Origin of the sequence: Bradyrhizobium viridifuturi, from assembly GCF_001238275.1 — a bacterium.
GTDB lineage: Bacteria > Pseudomonadota > Alphaproteobacteria > Rhizobiales > Xanthobacteraceae > Bradyrhizobium > Bradyrhizobium viridifuturi.
Map to the genome: position 1 here is coordinate 56,271 of NZ_LGTB01000017.1, position 16,478 is coordinate 72,748.

Here is a 16,478-nt window from a genome sequence, read left to right on the forward strand (position 1 = left end):
CGATCAGAGCTTGCCGAGACGCTCGAGCAGCGACGGCGCGGGATTGATCCGCACGGTGGGCACCACCGACATGCCCGGTCCAAGCGCGACGTCGGTCGGCGGGTTGTCCATCACGATCTTGACCGGCACGCGCTGCACGATCTTGACGTAGTTGCCGGTGGCGTTCTGCGCCGGCAGCAGCGAGAACGCGGTGCCGGAGCCCGGCTGCACGCTCTCGACATGGCCCTGGATGGTGCGGCCGGGATAGGCGTCGATCCGCATCGTCACCTTCTCGCCGGGGCGCATCTTGTCGAGTTGGATCTCCTTGAAGTTCGCGGTGACCCAGGTCTGGTCGGGCACGAACATCGTGAGGTTGGTGCCGGCCTGCGCGAACTGGCCGACCGCGGCCGAGAGGTTGACGACGCGGCCGGGCTGCGCGGCGGTGACCGTCGTATAGGACAGGTTGAGCTTCGCCTGGTCGCGCTGCGCGTCGGCCTGCGCCAAATTGGCGACCGCGCTCTTGCGCTGTGCCTTCAGCGATTCCACCTGGCGCTGCGCCAGATTCAGCTGCGCCTGCGAGCTCAACAGCGATGCCTGCTGCTGATGCAGTTGCGAGGTGTATTGCTCGGAGTTCTGCACCGTGCCGTAGCCGGTCTGCTCGAGATGCTGGTAGCGCGTCGCCTGCTGCTGGGCGAAGGTCAGTGCCGCCTGCGCCTGGTCGACCTGGGCCTGGCTGGCCGCGATCTGCGCCTGCTGCACGTCGAGCTGCGCGTCGACATTCTCGATGCTGGCCTGGGCAGCGGCGACCTGTGCCTCGGACTGTGCGAGGGCGGCGCGATAGTCGCGGTCGTCGAGCCGGGCGATCACGTCGCCGGCCTTGACGTGCTGGTTGTCGGTGACCGGGACCGCGGTGATGTAGCCGGAGACCTTCGGGGCGAGCGCGGACTGCCGCGCCGCGATGAAGGCGTCGTCGGTGGATTCGAAATGCCCGGTGTAGTCCATGTAGAGGTAGCCGCCGCCGAGCGTGGCGGCGAGCAGCACGGCGCCGACAGCGGAGACCACGGGCCGACGGCGCAGGAAGCTGCGCGGCGCCTTGCCGGTGATCTCCGGTGGGATTGTCGCAGGCGGCGCGGGCTCCCTGGCCGCGGGGCGCCCCTCGGCGGGTGCCTTCGCGGTGATCTCCGGCCGCTCCGACGCGATGTTGGGCTCATGAGGGGCGGGAGTTGAGGGCGCGCCCTCGCTGCCGTCATGCCCCGGTTGGTCGCGCTCCAAAACAGTGTCTTCGAACATGATGGCTGCTCCAGCTGTCCGGCGAGGTCTGTAAGGCCTTCGTAAAAGGGAACGGAACCGTTCCGTTCTGTGCGGCAAATAGTCCCGGCTGCGGGCCGAGTCAATAGGAACGGAACTGTACCGTTCTATTTACAACTAGATGTGATAGGGCTATATTGTTGTGTGCTGCCGGCTAGACCGGCTGATGGAACCCGGGCCAAGGCGATGACCACCAGCACCCTGAAGACGCCGCAGGCGCGCAGGAGCAGGCCTGCGGCCAGCCAGGTCGAGGTGCGCGCCGGCCGGCCGCCGAAGGAATTGGCCGGTGAGGTCGATGCGCGCATCCTCGATGCCGCGCGCAAGGTGTTCCTGCAGCGCGGGTTCGAAGGCGCGAGCATCGACGAGATCGCGGAAGCCGCGCGCTCCGGCAAGCGTACGATCTATGCGCGCTTCCGCGACAAGCGGGCGCTGTTCACCGAGGTGGTGACGCGGGACATCCTGTCGCGCATCGCCGAGTTCAAGGCCGACCCGCCGGTCGGCGCGACCATCGAGGAGCGCCTCACCAGCGTCGCCTCGACCCTGCTGCATTGGGGCTTCGACGCCGACCGGATCGGCCTGATGCGGCTCGCGATCGCGGAGGCGCACCGCTTCCCGGATCTCGCCGCCACCGTCAACCGCCGGGCGCGTGCGCTCAGCACCGAGCTCGGGATTCATCTGCTGCGCGAGCTGACGCAATCCGACGAGCTCGGCAAGCTATCGGCCTTCGCGCCGGAGCACCTGCCGACCACGGCGCGGCTGTTTCTCGACATCATCGCGGTGCCGATGCTGCTCCGCGCCCTGTTCGAGGTGGACCTGAAAGCGCTCGACCCCGAGATCGATGAGCACGTCGCGCGCGGCGTCGCGTTCTTCGTCGCCGCGTGTCGCAACGGTTGGCCCGGGAGTTCGCGGCAATAGGCGATCGATCGCCGGGCCGCGCGCTCAGCGTGCCGTCGGATTGTCGCGATACTGGAACAGCACTTCCGCCGCAAAGCCGGTGCTGAGGTCCTTGCGAACGTCCCGCGCAATGTGGCGACTGGAAAAACTGGCCGCGAAAATCTCCGCCTCCGTCATGCCGAGATCGGCCATCAGGCGCGTCGCACTGAACAGCTCGTCGGGCGACTTCTGCTTCTTCGCCTTCAGGTAATTCTCGAGCCGCGTGCGTCTCGAACGCTTGTTCGCCCAAAACACGATGGAGGCGCCGGCCGCGATGATCGACGTCAGGATCGAGGCGACGTTTGCGCTGATGCGAAGCCAATGCTCCATGCCGCCCCCGCGTTCGTCATGTCCGCAGGCGCAGATTGAGCCGGATCGCCGACCTTGTCGAGAGCTCGACCGTCAGGCGTTCAGCCCGGCGCACGCTCGACCGCGTGGCGCAGCCAGACCATGCCGCCTTCCAGCGTCTCGCAATGCGTCAGCCGCAGCGATTGTCCGGCGCCGGGACGGTCGCCGTCGGGTCCGTGGTAATCGACGATGCTTTGCGATCCAGCAACGCCGTCGACCGCCGGAAAGATCAAGGTGCTGAACTCGTCGATCAGCCCGTGCTTGAGGAATGCGCCGTTGATCCCGCCGCCGCCTTCGAGCAGCAGCGTCCTGGCGCCGAACAGCGATGCCAGCTGCGTCATCGCGCCCGGCAGATCGTCCCCCTTGGGGCCGGCAAAGATGTAGGACGCGCCGTCCTCGCGCAACTCGGCGAGATGGCTGTCGGAGACCTGTTCGCCGAGCACCGCAACGGCGTGATCGCCGCCGACATTGTCCTTGCCGAAATGCACGCGGCCCGACGGATCGATGCCGATGGCGAGCTTGCGGCCGTTGCGGTTGGAGAGATGCGCATCGCGCGGCAGCCTGGGCGCATTGGCGAAGTGCCGCTCCGTTCCCTTGGCCATCTCGTTCATGGTGACGCGGCCGATGATCCATCCGTCGGCATTGAAGCCGTCATGGATCCGTTCGTAGTGGCTGCGCAGCACCTCGGCCGGAATGCCGCTAGCTGCCTTGGTGAAGCGGCTGGGATGAAGCCGGCCGTCGATCGACGTGCCCATGTGGCAGATGATGTGGGGTCGCATGAGATGAACTCTTCGATGGCGTGCGGAACAACGGGCCGCAGCGGCGGGTGGGGCTGGCCCTGATCTAGCGAGCCGCGGGCACGTTCTCAACGCCGATAACGCAGCGGTGTTTCAACTGATGCGGCCCGGCCCGCACTCTCAATGCTTGTCACGTCGGTTGCAGTGTGCCCCTGCCGTCCCTCGCCGAAACTGTCATTTCACCATTACCCAGGCCGGCTGCAGCCATGGGTACGCGATCAGGCCGACCACCGCGGTGGCCGCGATCAGCAGCGGATTGCTTACCTTCCAGCGGAACAGCACCGCCAGTGACGCGATTCCGATCAGCGCGGTGAGCCAGTCGCCGATGGCGATCTTGCCGAGCAGTATGCAAGCGCCGAGGATGGTTCCGATCGCGGCTGCATAGGCCCCCTTCACGAAGCCCTGGACGTTGGCGTTTCCGCGATGCCGTGCAAGCAGGGGGGCAACGATCAGCACCAGCAGGAACGACGGCAGGAAGATGCCGATCGTGGATACCACGGAGCCCCAAAATCCCGCCACGAGGTAGCCGACGAAGGTTGCGGTGATCACCACCGGTCCCGGACTGATCATGCCGATCGCGACCGCGATGAGGAATTGTCGCTCATCGAGCCAGTTGTATTGCTGCACGAGTCCCTGCTCGAGGAACGGTACGATCACAAGGCCGCTGCCGAAGGTCAGCGAGCCGGCCTTGAGAAAAAACAGCAGAAGCTTGGAGAGCGTGGACCCGCTTGCGACCGGCGCGATCGGACCTGCGGCGACCGGCACGATGGCAATTCCCGGCAGGATCGCAGGCGAACGTTTGAACGGCTTGCCGTAATAGAGGATGCCCACGATGCCCGCTCCGATGAACAGCAGCGCGACCTCGGCCTGGAGGATGACCGTGACGGCGAGGCAAACCGCCGCGATCGCCCATTGCAGCCAGTCTTCCATGCCGAGCTTGGCAAGCCGGTAACAGGAGTGAAGGATAAGCGCGATCACTGCGGGACTGACACCGTAGAAGATCGCGGTCACCGGCTGGAGATCGCCGAGATAGACGTAGAGGGCGCCGAGCGAAGCCACGATGACGAAGTTGGGCAGGATGAAGCACCATCCACCGACCCAGGCGCCCCAGAAGCCACCGCGAAGCCACGCCACGTAGATGCCGACCTGGATCGCCAGCGGCCCAGGAAGCGATTGGCAGATGGCAATCGATTCCTTCATCTCAGCCTTGGTCAGCCATTTCTTGCCATCGACCAGTTCCCGCTCCATCTGCCCGACCAGCGCGACCGGGCCGCCGAAGCCGAGAAAGCCGAGGCGCAGGAAATAGCGTGCCAGTTCTGCCAAGCGGCCGCGCTGCGAATCTGTCGGCGTGATCACGGGAAGGCTCCTTGCAGAGAATTTTGTTCGTCGCGGTGGATCAGGGATGGTTTCTGGAAGATCGCCTCACTCATTCGGTTGCTCACAGAACTCTCCTCACGTCTCCTTCGAGTACTGCTCATACAGCCGGACCGCGTTGTCCCAGCGGATGGCTTCCATGTAGATGTCGACATAGCGCGCCGCGGCCGCGCCGAAGTCCATGTGATAGGCGTGTTCATACATGTCGAGCACCAGGACCGGGCGACCGCCGGCGAGGGTCGTCGTGTGATCGGCAGCCCATTGGTTGACGAGTCGCTTGTCGCGGGGCGAGTAGGCGAGGATCACCCAGCCCGATCCGCCGCCCTCCGCCTTGCCCATCGCCGCAAATTCCGCGTGCCAGCGCTCCATGCTCCCGAAGTCGCGCACGATCGCCTCAGCCAGCGCGCCGCCCGGCTTGCCCGTCCCGCCCAGTCCATCGAAATAGATCTCATGCAGGATCATCGAGTTCGATGCGATCAACTCTTCGCGCTTCAGGCCGTTGATCACAAAGTTCGGCGCCTTGGCGAAGTCGAGCTCGGCAAGCTGCGTGCCGATGGCGTTCAGCCGCTTCACCGCGCCGACGTAGTTGTTCTCGTAATGGCTGATAAGGATTTTTTCCGAGATGCCGGTGATCGACTTCGGGTCGAACGGCATCGGCTTGGCCTTATAGGACATCGCCTTGGCTCCTGTCTGTGGGTTGGCTTCGGCAAGGACTTGATTGGTGGTGAGCACGGCTGTTGATGCTGCGGCCGCACCGACCGTCGCGATGAAGTTTCGTCGTTCGGTGTTGATGGTCATCGGACTCTCCACATGTATTGGATTGCTGCCCCGAATCTGGATTTGATGGGTCAGATCGTGGCTCTATTCCTTGGTTAGTCCGACGATGGTCGGGAATCCCGAGATGGTCTGCACCGAGATTTCGACGGGATCGCCGAAGCGGACGGCATTGAAGATCAGGCCGTCCTGAACCTTGAATGGTTCGGTCCTGTCTGCGGACAGCCGTATCAGCAGCGTATCGTTACCCTCATCGACGCTATCGACGATGCCGCGCAACGTTTCGGTTGCCGGCGGATGAACGATCGCTGCCAGCACCGTCACGGCGGCTTCCCGGTCATTGCTGAGCGCAGCCGGTGCTGCGAGAACCGTAGCCGGCCACAGGGCGGCCATGCACAAGGCCAGAGTTATTCTCATCATTATTGTGACTCCATCGCTCTCTATTGACGGCGGTGCCGGACCTCAGTCCTGCTCCTTGACCTGGCCGCGGCTGTCGATCACGAGCCGCACGGGCTTGCCGTTCTTCATCGCCTTCGCCGTCGTACCTTCGGCCGTCGATTTGACGTCGCTCACGTTCGCGTAGCCGGCGGCCTGAAGTTTCGCGACCAGCTCGTCCTGCGTCAGGGCGCGTGCGGGCGTCGCGGTACTCGCGATCGCGACGACGAGCATCATGTGAAGGAGCCTCTGCATCGTTGTTCTCCTGGTTGTGTGGTCCCGCCCCAGGTTGGTCCAGAGGCGCGATTTCCGCGCGCCTCTCATTGGCAGCAAAGCCGGTTACGGCTTCACCTTGCTGGTCGGCCAGTTGTGCGTCTCCTTGGTCGCGTCGCGGCACCAGCGATAGAAGGCGTCGTAGAGCAAGAGGCCGGCGCTCAGTTGTTCGAGGTCGTCGTCGAACATGCGCGACAGGCCGAGCGAGGCCGCGAGCAGTCCAGGCGCCTCGGGCGACTGATCGAGCCGCGCGGTATCCGCCGCCCGCACCATGGCCGCGAGCCGCTCCAGGGCCGGCGTCGAGAGGCCGAATTCCCGAATCATCACATCGAAGGTGCAGAGCTCGCCGCGATGGCTCCAGAACACGTTCTCGATATCGAACGGCGTGGCGCCGAACCGTTCGGCGACGGCCTCGACTTCCGCTGAGGTCACGAACAGGAACACGGCTGCGGGATCGACGAAGCGGCGGATCAGCCACGGACAGGCGATGCGGTCGATCTTCGGCCGCGATCGCGTGACCCAGACGGTGCGACCGCGGCCGTCGCGTTTCGGAATCCGGTCGGCGGGCACGGTCGGTAGCTCGGCCTGGCTCCAGCCGAGATGTCCGCCCTCGAGAACTTCGGCTGCAATGTTGCTGCAGCGGAGCCATGCGGCGGTGCCTTCGGCGAGCTTCTGGCCCTTCTGGCAGACCACGACCACGGACTGGCCGGTCAGGCCGGAAGCCCAGTCCTGGACGTCGAGATGCGAATGCCTGACCGCGCCCGGGATGAAGCGCGGATCGGCGGTGAAATCCTCGTCGAGGCGAACGTCGACAAGCGTCGGCGCCTTGGCGGTACCAATGAGACGAGACAGTTTTTCGGATGAGATCGAGGTGTATGACGACATGGTGCGTCCTTGGTGAACAGGACGCGATTCTTGGGCATGTCGCCTCGCGGGGAGATCGCACATCCCCGTGCGTTGGAATTAAGACCTTGTGCCGATCGATGTCAACCGGAGTGCGCCGCGGTCACGGTCGAAACCCCACGCCACTGTCACGAACAATTCACCTGCGCGGTTTGGAACAATGTCTCGACCGCGGCGCAAGATGACACCCGATCGGGATCGTTGCGATCTAGAAGCCGCAATCCCTGTATTGTTGTGCGCCGAGGTGAAATCGCGAACCTTGCTCGACGAAGTCCACGTCCAGGCACTGGTTGCCCCGGCGGAACGCACCGATGCCGTTGCACCGGAGATATTCGAGGTTTATTCGCCAGCGCTTTTCACGCGGCGAATAGGTCGCGAAGTCGTGTTGGGCGCTGGCGGGCCCTTTGCAAATCCCCGCGATGTATTGCCGGACTTCGGGCGGCAGACCGTCGATGTGATCGGAATTCCAAGGGCCGTCATTATGCCCGATGCTGCTCTTGGAGACGGCCGGCAGCGCGTTCGACAGCAGGATCGGGAGAGCCACCAACAGGACGCGGACTTTCACGCGACGCCTCCTTGCTTGCCTCGTTGGCATTGTTGGTTTGACCGAATTCAATGCCGTCCGCGACGCAATGTAAAGCGCGTGGAACGCCGCCAGCGAGAGCCAGCTGCCTCTCGAACCGGTTGACCAAAATAGGGTACCCCCCTATATTATAGGCCATGTCGCACACCATCAAGCACAAGTCCAAGCTCGTCGGCCGGGTTCGCCGCATCAAGGGTCAGCTGGAGGCCGTCGAGCGGGCCCTGGAATCCGAGATCGGCTGTGCCGACGTGTTGATGCTGGTGGCCTCGGTTCGCGGCGCCATCAACGGCCTCACCGCCGAATTGCTCGAGGATCACATCCGCCATCACGTCGTGGATCCCTCCCGGGAAAAGGATCCCGAAAAGGCCCAGGGCGCCGCCGATCTGATCGATGTCGTTCGTACCTATTTGAAGTAGCGCCGTCCTGAAGCGAAGCCTATGACCGATCTGTCCCAGTTGCTGCAGCAGAGCAGCGCGCATGCATGGCTGTTCATCCCCAGTGCGATCCTGCTCGGCGCACTGCACGGTCTCGAGCCCGGCCACTCCAAGACGATGATGGCGGCCTTCATCGTCGCGATCCGCGGCACGGTGGTGCAGGCGGTGCTGCTCGGCCTGTCGGCGACGATCTCGCACACCGCGATCGTCTGGATCGTGGCGCTGGCGGGCCTGCATTTCGGCCAGCAATGGTCCGGCGAACGCAGCGAAGCCTATTTGCAGCTGGCCTCGGCAGTGATCATCGTCGCGATCGCGGCCTGGATGGCCTGGCGCACCTGGCGCGAGCAGACCTCCGAACACGATCATCACCATGATCACGACCATGATCACCATCATCACCACGACGAGGCGCGCCAATTGACCCTCGCCGGGCAGCCGCTGTCGCTCGAAGTCTTCGAGGACGGCGTGCCGCCGCGCTGGCGGTTGCGGAGCGAGGCCGGGGCACTGCCGGCGGCCGGCGAGGTTGATGTCGTGACGATCCGCCCTGACGGCAGCGAGCAGCGATTTCGCTTCACCGAGCAGGGCGGCTATCTGGAAAGCATCGATGAAATTCCCGAGCCGCATGCCTTCAAGGCGCGGCTGTCGGTGCGGGCAGACGTTGCGGAGGTCCTGTTCGAGGAGCACGACCATGCGCATATGGATCTCGGCGAGGCGGACGACGCGCACGCGCGCGCGCACGCCGCCGACATCCGCAAGCGCTTCGCCGGGCGCACCGTCACGACCTGGCAGATCATCCTGTTCGGCCTGACCGGCGGGCTCATTCCGTGCCCGGCAGCGATCACCGTGCTGCTGCTTTGCCTTCAGCTCAAGCAGTTCAGCCTCGGCTTCGTGCTGGTGCTCTGCTTCGGCATCGGGCTTGCCATTACCATGGTCTCCGCCGGCGTTGCGGCCGCGCTCAGCCTCCGCCATGTCGAGCGTCACTGGGGCGGCTTCAGCCGTTTCGCACAGCGCGCGCCTTACGTGTCGGCCGCACTGATCGTGCTGGTCGGCCTCTACACCGGCTGGCTGGGGCTGCACGGGATCATGGCGTGATCCGCGGTCGGCTCGCTTCCATCTTGAAACCTGCACCAGGCCGGCTAGAGTTGCCTCCACGGGGACAGGCAGACTCCCCGCGAGACCGTCGGTCCAAGCTCTGCGCGACAACCTGTCGTGGAGCTTGCTATGGACATCCAACCGCAGACTATTCGCCGTTCCAAGATCGCCATCCTGTGGCGTGGAGATGCCGCGTCGCGCCGCGAGGCGACGCCGCAGAACAGCCGTTTCGTTCGCGTCTTCGAAGCGCTCGATGCTGCCGGCATCGAGGCCGTACCGGTCGTCTATGACGAGACATTCGCCGATCTCGTCCGCGACCAGTTGTTGACCATGGACGGCGTTCTGGTCTGGGTCGATCCGATCCACCAGGGCAAGACGCGGGCGGCGCTCGATCCGCTGCTGCGCGAGGTCGCGTTGAAGCGTCCCTGGGTCAGCGCACATCCCGATGTCATCCTCAAGATGGGCGTCAAGGAGGTGCTCCACCGCACGCGTCATCTGGGCTGGGGTGCCGACACGCATCGATACGCCGCGGCCGAGGTATTCCGCGCCGAATTCCCGCCGCGGCTTCGCGCGGCCGGTCCGCGTGTCCTCAAGCAGAATCGCGGAAATGGCGGCCAGGGCGTCTGGAAGGTGGAAGCCCTGCCGGATGCGACGGTGCGCGTGCTGCACGCGCTGCGCGGCAGCCAGCCCGAGGAGATGCCGCTGGAAGATTTCATGGCGCGCTGCGAGCCGTATTTCGGCTGGGGCGGCTGCATCATCGATCAGCCATTCCAGCCGCGCCTGCCCGAGGGCATGATCCGTTGCTATGTCAGCGGATCGAAGGTTGCGGGGTTCGGGCATCAGCTGATCAAGGCCTTGATCCCGCCGCCCCCGGAGGGCCCGGATTCACCGCAGGCCCAACCCGGACCGCGCATCATGCATGGCCCAGACGCCGGGCAATTCCAGGCGCTGCGTCGTTCGATGGAGGACGAATGGATTCCGCAGCTAATGAAGACGCTGGCGATCGACGACGCGTCGCTGCCGGTGATCTGGGATGCGGACTTCCTCTACGGTCCCCGCGACGCTGATGGTGCCGACACCTACGTGCTGTGTGAGATCAACGCGAGCTCATGCTTTGCGATTCCCGACGAAGCGCCGGCGGCGATCGCGCGGACGGTCCGGGATCGGATTGCCCGGCGTGTGGAGAGTGGTAGCGGCGGGTAAGCAAAGCTCGCACGATCCATGTCGCGAGAACGCGAAGCTGCGTCCCCACCAAAGCTGTCATCGCCCGGCTCGACCGGGCGGTCCAGGACGCCTTGAATCGAGAACCATCCATCCCCATCGTCCCGGCGAAGGCCGGGACCCATTACCCCGAATGTTGGTTGTTGCGCGACGCAGGGACCGCGATCCCGTTCACAACCGAACCCTGTGGTTATGGGTCCCGGCTTTCGCCGGGACGACGCGTGGAGAGACTGCGCAACGGGAGCGCTTCGCTCGTAACGACGTGGAGAGAATGCCGTCTACTTCGCCCGCATCGCCTCCGGCGTATCCGGCTGCGCGGAGGGATGCGCCTTGGCGAACGCCGGCAGCGCCATCGCGGTTTCGTGGATGCACTTCACGGTCGGCCAGGGCGACAGGCTGATCTGCTGGTTGATCGCCGCCGTGACGTGGCCGACCAGGCAGATGTCGGCGAGGGTCGGCGCATCGCCGTGGCAGAACTGGCCGGTCGCCTTGTGGCCGGCGAGGTGACCCTCGAGCGCGGCCAGCGTCTCGACCGTCCAGTGCCGCCGCCAGGCGCTCTGCTGGCTGTCGCGCAGATCGAGCTCGCGGTCGAGATAGCGCCGCACCCGCGGCGTCAGCAGCGGATGGCCCTCGCAGGCGACCATCAGCGCCAGCCCGCGCACCCGGGCGCGGCCGAGCGCGTCGGATGGCAGCAGCGGCGGGTCGGGATAGTCTCGTCGAGATAGTCGACGATCGCGAGTGACTGGAACAGCACGGTGCCATCGTCGGTCACCAGCGCCGGCAGCGCCATCTGCGGATTGATCTTGCGATAGGCATCGGCGCGATGCGCGTCGGCATCGAGATCGACGAATACGACATCGGCCGGCACGCCCTTGAGGTTGAGCGCGATCCGCACCCGAAAGCTCGCCAGCGATCGCCAGAAGGAGAAGAACTGCATGGGGGATTTCTCTCTGCGCCAAACGACGAGGCCTGTAGCCCGGATCAAGCGCAAGCGAAATCCGGGACCGGCCAGCGTGCGGTCGCAGTCTATCCCGGATCGCGCTTGGCTGCATCCGGGCTACGGACGGCCGGAAAAGGCGACCTCATCACCCTCCCCTGGAGGGGGAGGGTGGCAAAGCTAGCCCGCGCCCACCTTCTTCTTGCGCCAGGCGAGGTGCACCGCACAGGTGCAGCCCTGCGGATGCGAGGCCAGTTCCTCGTCGTTGGCGGGCGTCGCGGCGGGCGCGATCGCCTGGCCCTTGGCGCTGTCCTGCGAGGGGATGTAGTTCAGCACCGGCGCGAGCCAGCGCTCGACCTCGGCGACCGTCATGGCCTTGCGCGCAGCATAGTCCTCGACCTGATCGCGCTCGATCTTGCCGACGCGAAATAGAAGCTTTCGGGATGCGAGAAGTACAGGCCCGAGACCGACGATCCCGGCCACATCGCAAAGCTCTCGGTCAGCTTCACGCCCGCAGTATTCTCGGCGTCGAGCAGCGCGAACAGCGTCCGCTTCTCGGTGTGGTCGGGTTGCGCCGGATAGCCGGGCGCCGGACGGATGCCGTCATACTTCTCGAGGATCAGTTCGTCCGCCGAGAACGTCTCGCCGGGCGCATAGGCCCAGAACTCCTTGCGCACGCGCTGGTGCATGCGCTCGGCAAAGGCTTCGGCGAGGCGATCGGCGAGCGCCTTGCACAAGATCGACGAGTAGTCGTCATTGGCGTTCTTGAAGCGGTCGGCAACCGCGTCCTCGCCGATCCCCGCGGTGACCACGAAGCCGCCGATATAGTCGGGCACGCCGGTGTCCTTCGGCGCGATGAAGTCCGACAGCGCGGCGTTGAAGCGGCCCTCGCGCTTCTCAAGCTGCTGGCGCAGCGTGTGGAAGGTCGCGATCTTCTTGGCGCGGTTCTCGTCGGCATAGACCTCGACGTCGTCGCCGACGGCGTTCGCCGGCCAGAAGCCGACGGTCGCGCGGGCCGTGAACCACTTCTCCCTGATGATCGTGTCCAGCATCTTGCGCGCGTCGGCATAGAGCGAGCGCGCGACTTCCCCGACCTTGGGGTCGTCGAGGATCGCCGGGAAGCGGCCGGTCAGCTCCCAGGTCTGGAAGAACGGCGTCCAGTCGATGTAGTCGGCAAGCTCCGCCAGATCGTAGGCGTCGAAGCTCTTCAGTCCGAAGAAGGCCGGCTTCTTCGGCGGCGCCGCTGCAAAGTCGATCGCGACCTTGTTGGCGCGCGCTTCGGCAAGCTTCAGCCGCTTCTTGTCGGCCTGGGCGCGGAAATGGGCCGTCGAGATCTTTGCGTATTCGGCGCGCACCTCGGCGGCATAGGCCTGCTTCTTGTCGGCCGACAGCAGCGAGGAGGCGACGCCGACGGCGCGGCTCGCGTCGTTGACATGCACCACCGGGCCGCCCGGATAGTTCGGGTCGATCTTCACGGCGGTATGCACGCGACTGGTGGTGGCGCCGCCGATCAAGAGCGGCACGTTCATGCCCTGCCGTTCCAGCTCGCCGGCGAGGAAGCTCATCTCGTCGAGCGAGGGCGTGATCAGGCCGGACAGGCCGATGATGTCGGCGCCCTCGGCCTTCGCGGTTTCGATGATCTTGCTCGCGGGCACCATGACGCCGAGGTCGATGACCTCGAAATTGTTGCACTGGAGCACGATGCCGACGATGTTCTTGCCGATGTCGTGGACGTCGCCCTTCACGGTGGCAAGCACGATCTTGCCCGCGGCGCTGCGGCCGCCGGTGATGCCGTTGGCGAGGTTGCGCGCCTTCTCCTCCTCCATGAACGGCATCAGATAGGCCACCGCCTGCTTCATCACGCGCGCCGACTTCACGACCTGCGGCAGGAACATCTTGCCGTCGCCAAAGAGGTCGCCGACTACGTTCATGCCGGCCATCAGCGGGCCTTCGATGACGTCGAGCGGGCGGGAGGCGTTCTGGCGGGCGGCTTCGGTGTCAGCTTCGATGAATTCAGTGATGCCGTGCACCAGCGCGTGGGACAGCCGCTTCTCGACCGGCCATTCGCGCCAGGCGAGATCCTGCTCCTTGGTCTGTTTCTCCTTGCCGCGGAATTTCTCGGCCAGCGCCAGCAGCCGCTCGGACGCGCCGGGATCGCGGTTGAGGATGACGTCCTCGCAGGTTTGCCGCAGCTCGGGGTCGATGTCGTCATAGACGATCATCTGCCCGGCATTGACGATGCCCATGTCCATGCCGGCATGGATGGCGTGATACAGGAACACCGAGTGCATCGCCTCGCGCACCGGCTCGTTGCCGCGGAACGAGAACGACAAATTGGAGACGCCGCCGGAGATGTGGGCGCCGGGCAGGTTCTGGCGGATCCAGCGCGTCGCCTCGATGAAGTCGACGCCGTAATTGTTGTGCTCCTCGAGGCCGGTCGCGATCGCGAAGATGTTCGGATCGAAGATGATGTCCTCGGGCGGGAAGTCGAGCCGGTTGACCAGGATGTCATAGGCACGCTTGCAGATCTCGGTCTTGCGCGCGAACGTGTCGGCCTGGCCGGTCTCGTCGAACGCCATCACCACCACGGCGGCGCCGTGACGCTTGGCCACCGTCGCCTCGTGCAGGAACTTCTCCTCGCCTTCCTTCATCGAGATCGAGTTGACGATCGGCTTGCCCTGGATGCACTTCAGGCCGGCCTCGATGACGTGGAACTTCGAGGAGTCGACCATCACGGGCACGCGCGCGATGTCGGGCTCGGCGGCGACGAGGTTGAGGAACGTCACCATCGCCGCTTCGGAATCGAGCAGGCCCTCGTCCATGTTGACGTCGATGACCTGGGCGCCGTTCTCGACCTGGTCACGCGCGACCTGCAGCGCCGCGGTGTAGTCGCCGGCGGTGATCAGCTTGCGGAAGCGCGCCGAGCCGGTGACGTTGGTGCGCTCGCCGACGTTCACGAAGGGGATCGCGTCGGTCAGCGTGAACGGCTCGAGGCCTGACAGCCTGAGCCGAGGTTCGATCTCGGGCACCACGCGCGGCTTGTGCGGAGCGACGGCCCTGGCGATCGCCGCGATATGGTCGGGCGTGGTGCCGCAGCAGCCGCCGACGATGTTGACGAGGCCGGCGGCGGCGAACTCGCCGATCAACCGCGCCATGTAGTCCGGCGTCTCGTCATACTGACCGAACTCGTTGGGCAGGCCCGCGTTCGGGTATGCGCACACGAGCGTGTCGGCGACGCGGCCGATATCGGCGATGTGCGCGCGCAGATCCTCGGCGCCGAGCGCGCAGTTGAAGCCGATCGTGATCGGCCTGGCGTGCCGTACCGAATGCCAGAACGCCTCCGGCAATTGCCCCGAGAGCAGGCGGCCGGACTTGTCGGTGATGGTGCCGGAGATCATCACGGGCACGTCGATGCCGCGCTCTTCGATGATCTCGGAGATCGCATACAGCGCCGCCTTGGCGTTCAGCGTGTCGAAGATGGTCTCGACCAGCAGCAGGTCGGCGCCGCCATCGAGCAGGCCCTTGGCCTGTTCGCCGTAGGCCTTGCGCAGGTCGTCGAAGGTGACTGCGCGATAGCCGGGATTGGAGACGTCGGGCGAGATCGAGGCGGTGCGGTTGGTCGGGCCGAGCGCGCCGGCAACGAAGCGCTGCTTACCGTCTTCGGCCGACACCCGCTCGGCGGCGGCACGCGCGAGGCGGGCACCTTGCAGGTTCATCTCATAGGCGAGGTCCGACATGTCGTAGTCGGCCTGCGCGATCGAGGTCGAGGAGAAGGTGTTGGTCGCGACGATGTCGGCGCCAGCGCGCAGATAGGCGGCGTGGATGTCGGTGATCGCCTCGGGCTGGGTCAGGATCAGGAGATCGTTGTTGCCCTTGATGTCGCGATGGAAGTCCTTGAAGCGCTCACCACGGAAGGCGGCTTCGTCGAACTGCAGGCCCTGGATCATCGTGCCCATGGCGCCGTCGAGCACCAGGATGCGCTCGCGGGCAGCCGCGAGCAAAGCGTTACGCTTGGGGGAAACCGGTACGGACATGATTCAGGCAGCTTTCTGGGCACCGTTCGGCCGGATGCCGAGCAGGTGGCTGATCGCGAACACGAGGTCCGCGCGGTTCATCGTGTAGAAGTGGAAGGTGTCGACGCCGTGCTTGAACAGCTTCTGCACCTGGCCGGCCGCGACCGTGGCTGCGACCAGCTTGCGGGTCTCGGCGTCATTGTCGAGGCCCTCGAACTTCTCGGCGAGCCAGTCCGGCACGCTGGTGCCGGTGCGCGTGACGAAATTTCGGGCCTGCTTGAAATTGTGCATCGGCATGATGCCCGGCACGATCGGAATCTCGATGCCGCGCGCCCGCACCTTGTCGACATAGCGATGGTAGAGGTCGTTGTCGAAGAACACCTGGGTGATCGCGCGTGTCGCGCCGGCGTCGACCTTGGCCTTAAGCGTGTCGATGTCGGCGTCGAAATCCTTCGCTTCCGGATGCTTCTCCGGATAGGCGGACACCGAGATCTCGATATCGGCGTGGCGCTTCTTGATCCCGGCGACGAGCTCGGCCGAGCTCTGGTAGCCTCGGGATGGGTGAAGTAGGGCGTGCCGATGCCGCCGGGCGGATCGCCGCGCAGCGCCACGATGTGGCGGACGCCGACCTCATGGTAGCGGTCGACGATGTCGTCGATCTCGCCGCGCGAGGCGCTGACGCAGGTCAGATGCGCGGCCGGCAGCAGATCGGTCTCGCGCAGGATGCGGCTGATGGTCGAATGGGTGCGCTCGCGGGTCGAACCCCCGGCGCCGTAGGTCACCGAGACGAAGTTCGGCGTCAGCGGCGCCAGCCGATTGATGGTCTCCCAGAGATTGCGCTCCATCTCCTCGGTCTTCGGCGGGAAGAACTCGAAGGAGATTTTCGGCGCCTTTGGCGCGCGCTGGCCGTTCGGCACGGAGGAAATGGTCTGGGTCATGATACGCAAGGGCTCCGCAACTGGAGGGGCGACGTCCGGCCTGGATATGGAGGCATTAAGATAAGCGAAACCGGTGGGCTGAAACAGCCCATCGGATATGGGAAATTGCCCATTGTCGGCAAGGAAACGAGAAAAA

Annotated in this window: 15 protein-coding genes and 2 pseudogenes; 4 read left to right on the forward strand and 13 right to left on the reverse strand. The window is 65.2% G+C overall.

The window, feature by feature from the left end; genetic code table 11:
- Window positions 1-3: 3 nt before the first annotated feature.
- Window positions 4-1,269 carry an HlyD family secretion protein gene (locus ALC15_RS17080; protein WP_430649174.1) on the reverse strand — a complete coding sequence of 422 codons (1,266 nt, stop codon included), beginning with the start codon at window positions 1,267-1,269 and terminating at the stop codon, window positions 4-6.
- Between the two features lie 204 nt (window positions 1,270-1,473).
- Here ALC15_RS17080 and ALC15_RS17085 point away from each other — a divergent pair, with 204 nt between their 5' ends.
- A complete protein-coding gene (locus tag ALC15_RS17085; protein ID WP_050628249.1) occupies window positions 1,474-2,202 on the forward strand; it encodes a TetR/AcrR family transcriptional regulator in 729 nt (242 codons plus the stop codon).
- 24 nt (window positions 2,203-2,226) lie between these two features.
- Here the strand turns inward: ALC15_RS17085 and ALC15_RS17090 are convergent, their stop codons facing one another.
- The 8 genes from ALC15_RS17090 to ALC15_RS17125 form a co-directional block, all read right to left on the reverse strand.
- Window positions 2,227-2,550, reverse strand: coding sequence for a hypothetical protein (locus ALC15_RS17090; protein ID WP_050628250.1), 324 nt, complete (start codon window positions 2,548-2,550; stop codon window positions 2,227-2,229).
- 80 nt (window positions 2,551-2,630) lie between these two features.
- Window positions 2,631-3,347 (reverse strand): dihydrofolate reductase family protein, encoded by a 717-nt coding sequence (locus tag ALC15_RS17095; protein WP_063781841.1) that lies wholly within the window; start codon window positions 3,345-3,347, stop codon window positions 2,631-2,633.
- A gap of 192 nt (window positions 3,348-3,539) precedes the next feature.
- Window positions 3,540-4,721, reverse strand: a complete 1,182-nt coding sequence (gene chrA, locus ALC15_RS17100) for a chromate efflux transporter (protein WP_050628252.1) — start codon at window positions 4,719-4,721, stop codon at window positions 3,540-3,542.
- A 96-nt stretch (window positions 4,722-4,817) separates the two neighbouring features.
- On the reverse strand, window positions 4,818-5,414 hold the full coding sequence (locus tag ALC15_RS17105) for a superoxide dismutase (RefSeq protein WP_050628324.1): 597 nt from the start codon (window positions 5,412-5,414) through the stop codon (window positions 4,818-4,820).
- A gap of 186 nt (window positions 5,415-5,600) precedes the next feature.
- Window positions 5,601-5,906: a hypothetical protein gene (locus ALC15_RS17110; protein WP_050628253.1), complete on the reverse strand. Its 306-nt coding sequence runs from the start codon at window positions 5,904-5,906 to the stop codon at window positions 5,601-5,603.
- Between the two features lie 69 nt (window positions 5,907-5,975).
- Complete coding sequence (locus ALC15_RS17115) at window positions 5,976-6,203, reverse strand: PepSY domain-containing protein (protein ID WP_244486120.1); 228 nt, start codon at window positions 6,201-6,203, stop codon at window positions 5,976-5,978.
- 84 nt (window positions 6,204-6,287) lie between these two features.
- A complete protein-coding gene (locus tag ALC15_RS17120) occupies window positions 6,288-7,106 on the reverse strand; it encodes a chromate resistance protein ChrB domain-containing protein (protein WP_050628255.1) in 819 nt (272 codons plus the stop codon).
- A 226-nt stretch (window positions 7,107-7,332) separates the two neighbouring features.
- Entirely contained in the window at window positions 7,333-7,689 is a 357-nt protein-coding gene (locus ALC15_RS17125; RefSeq protein WP_095731421.1) for a hypothetical protein, read from the reverse strand.
- A gap of 155 nt (window positions 7,690-7,844) precedes the next feature.
- On the opposite strand from ALC15_RS17125, the gene ALC15_RS17130 reads away from it, so the two are divergent.
- The 3 genes from ALC15_RS17130 to ALC15_RS17140 all read left to right on the forward strand — a co-directional run bounded on the left by ALC15_RS17130 (window position 7,845) and on the right by ALC15_RS17140 (window position 10,436).
- Window positions 7,845-8,123 carry a metal/formaldehyde-sensitive transcriptional repressor gene (locus tag ALC15_RS17130; protein WP_050422196.1) on the forward strand — a complete coding sequence of 93 codons (279 nt, stop codon included), beginning with the start codon at window positions 7,845-7,847 and terminating at the stop codon, window positions 8,121-8,123.
- A gap of 21 nt (window positions 8,124-8,144) precedes the next feature.
- Window positions 8,145-9,233 (forward strand): nickel/cobalt efflux transporter, encoded by a 1,089-nt coding sequence (locus ALC15_RS17135; RefSeq protein ID WP_050628257.1) that lies wholly within the window; start codon window positions 8,145-8,147, stop codon window positions 9,231-9,233.
- Window positions 9,234-9,362: 129 nt separating this feature from the next.
- Window positions 9,363-10,436, forward strand: a complete 1,074-nt coding sequence (locus ALC15_RS17140) for a Cj0069 family protein (RefSeq protein ID WP_050628258.1) — start codon at window positions 9,363-9,365, stop codon at window positions 10,434-10,436.
- A 296-nt stretch (window positions 10,437-10,732) separates the two neighbouring features.
- On the opposite strand, the gene ALC15_RS47600 is transcribed toward ALC15_RS17140, so the two are convergent.
- From ALC15_RS47600 to metF, 4 genes and pseudogenes are all read right to left on the reverse strand, one after another.
- Window positions 10,733-11,098, reverse strand: a complete 366-nt coding sequence (locus ALC15_RS47600) for a glutathione S-transferase family protein (RefSeq protein WP_347336292.1) — start codon at window positions 11,096-11,098, stop codon at window positions 10,733-10,735.
- Window positions 11,098-11,391, reverse strand: coding sequence for a glutathione S-transferase N-terminal domain-containing protein (locus ALC15_RS47605; protein WP_347336293.1), 294 nt, complete (start codon window positions 11,389-11,391; stop codon window positions 11,098-11,100). Before ALC15_RS47605 ends, ALC15_RS47600 begins: the two co-directional genes overlap by 1 nt.
- A 180-nt stretch (window positions 11,392-11,571) precedes the next feature.
- Window positions 11,572-15,425, reverse strand: a pseudogene (metH, locus tag ALC15_RS17150) (methionine synthase).
- 3 nt (window positions 15,426-15,428) lie between these two features.
- Window positions 15,429-16,342, reverse strand: a pseudogene (metF, locus tag ALC15_RS17155) (methylenetetrahydrofolate reductase [NAD(P)H]).
- Window positions 16,343-16,478 lie beyond the last annotated feature (136 nt).

Excerpts from the sequence above, each read along its gene's own strand:
- ALC15_RS17080 (WP_430649174.1), bottom strand. The coding sequence starts at position 1,269 with ATGTTCGAAGACACTGTTTTGGAGCGCGACCAACCGGGGCATGACGGC.
- ALC15_RS17140 (WP_050628258.1), top strand. The coding sequence starts at position 9,363 with ATGGACATCCAACCGCAGACTATTCGCCGTTCCAAGATCGCCATCCTG.
- ALC15_RS17120 (WP_050628255.1), bottom strand. The coding sequence starts at position 7,106 with ATGTCGTCATACACCTCGATCTCATCCGAAAAACTGTCTCGTCTCATT.
- ALC15_RS17135 (WP_050628257.1), top strand. The coding sequence starts at position 8,145 with ATGACCGATCTGTCCCAGTTGCTGCAGCAGAGCAGCGCGCATGCATGG.
- ALC15_RS47600 (WP_347336292.1), bottom strand. The coding sequence starts at position 11,098 with ATGGTCGCCTGCGAGGGCCATCCGCTGCTGACGCCGCGGGTGCGGCGC.
- ALC15_RS17095 (WP_063781841.1), bottom strand. The coding sequence starts at position 3,347 with ATGCGACCCCACATCATCTGCCACATGGGCACGTCGATCGACGGCCGG.
- ALC15_RS17115 (WP_244486120.1), bottom strand. The coding sequence starts at position 6,203 with ATGCAGAGGCTCCTTCACATGATGCTCGTCGTCGCGATCGCGAGTACC.
- ALC15_RS17130 (WP_050422196.1), top strand. The coding sequence starts at position 7,845 with ATGTCGCACACCATCAAGCACAAGTCCAAGCTCGTCGGCCGGGTTCGC.
- ALC15_RS17110 (WP_050628253.1), bottom strand. The coding sequence starts at position 5,906 with ATGGCCGCCCTGTGGCCGGCTACGGTTCTCGCAGCACCGGCTGCGCTC.
- ALC15_RS17105 (WP_050628324.1), bottom strand. The coding sequence starts at position 5,414 with ATGTCCTATAAGGCCAAGCCGATGCCGTTCGACCCGAAGTCGATCACC.
- ALC15_RS17090 (WP_050628250.1), bottom strand. The coding sequence starts at position 2,550 with ATGGAGCATTGGCTTCGCATCAGCGCAAACGTCGCCTCGATCCTGACG.
- ALC15_RS47605 (WP_347336293.1), bottom strand. The coding sequence starts at position 11,391 with ATGCAGTTCTTCTCCTTCTGGCGATCGCTGGCGAGCTTTCGGGTGCGG.
- ALC15_RS17085 (WP_050628249.1), top strand. The coding sequence starts at position 1,474 with ATGACCACCAGCACCCTGAAGACGCCGCAGGCGCGCAGGAGCAGGCCT.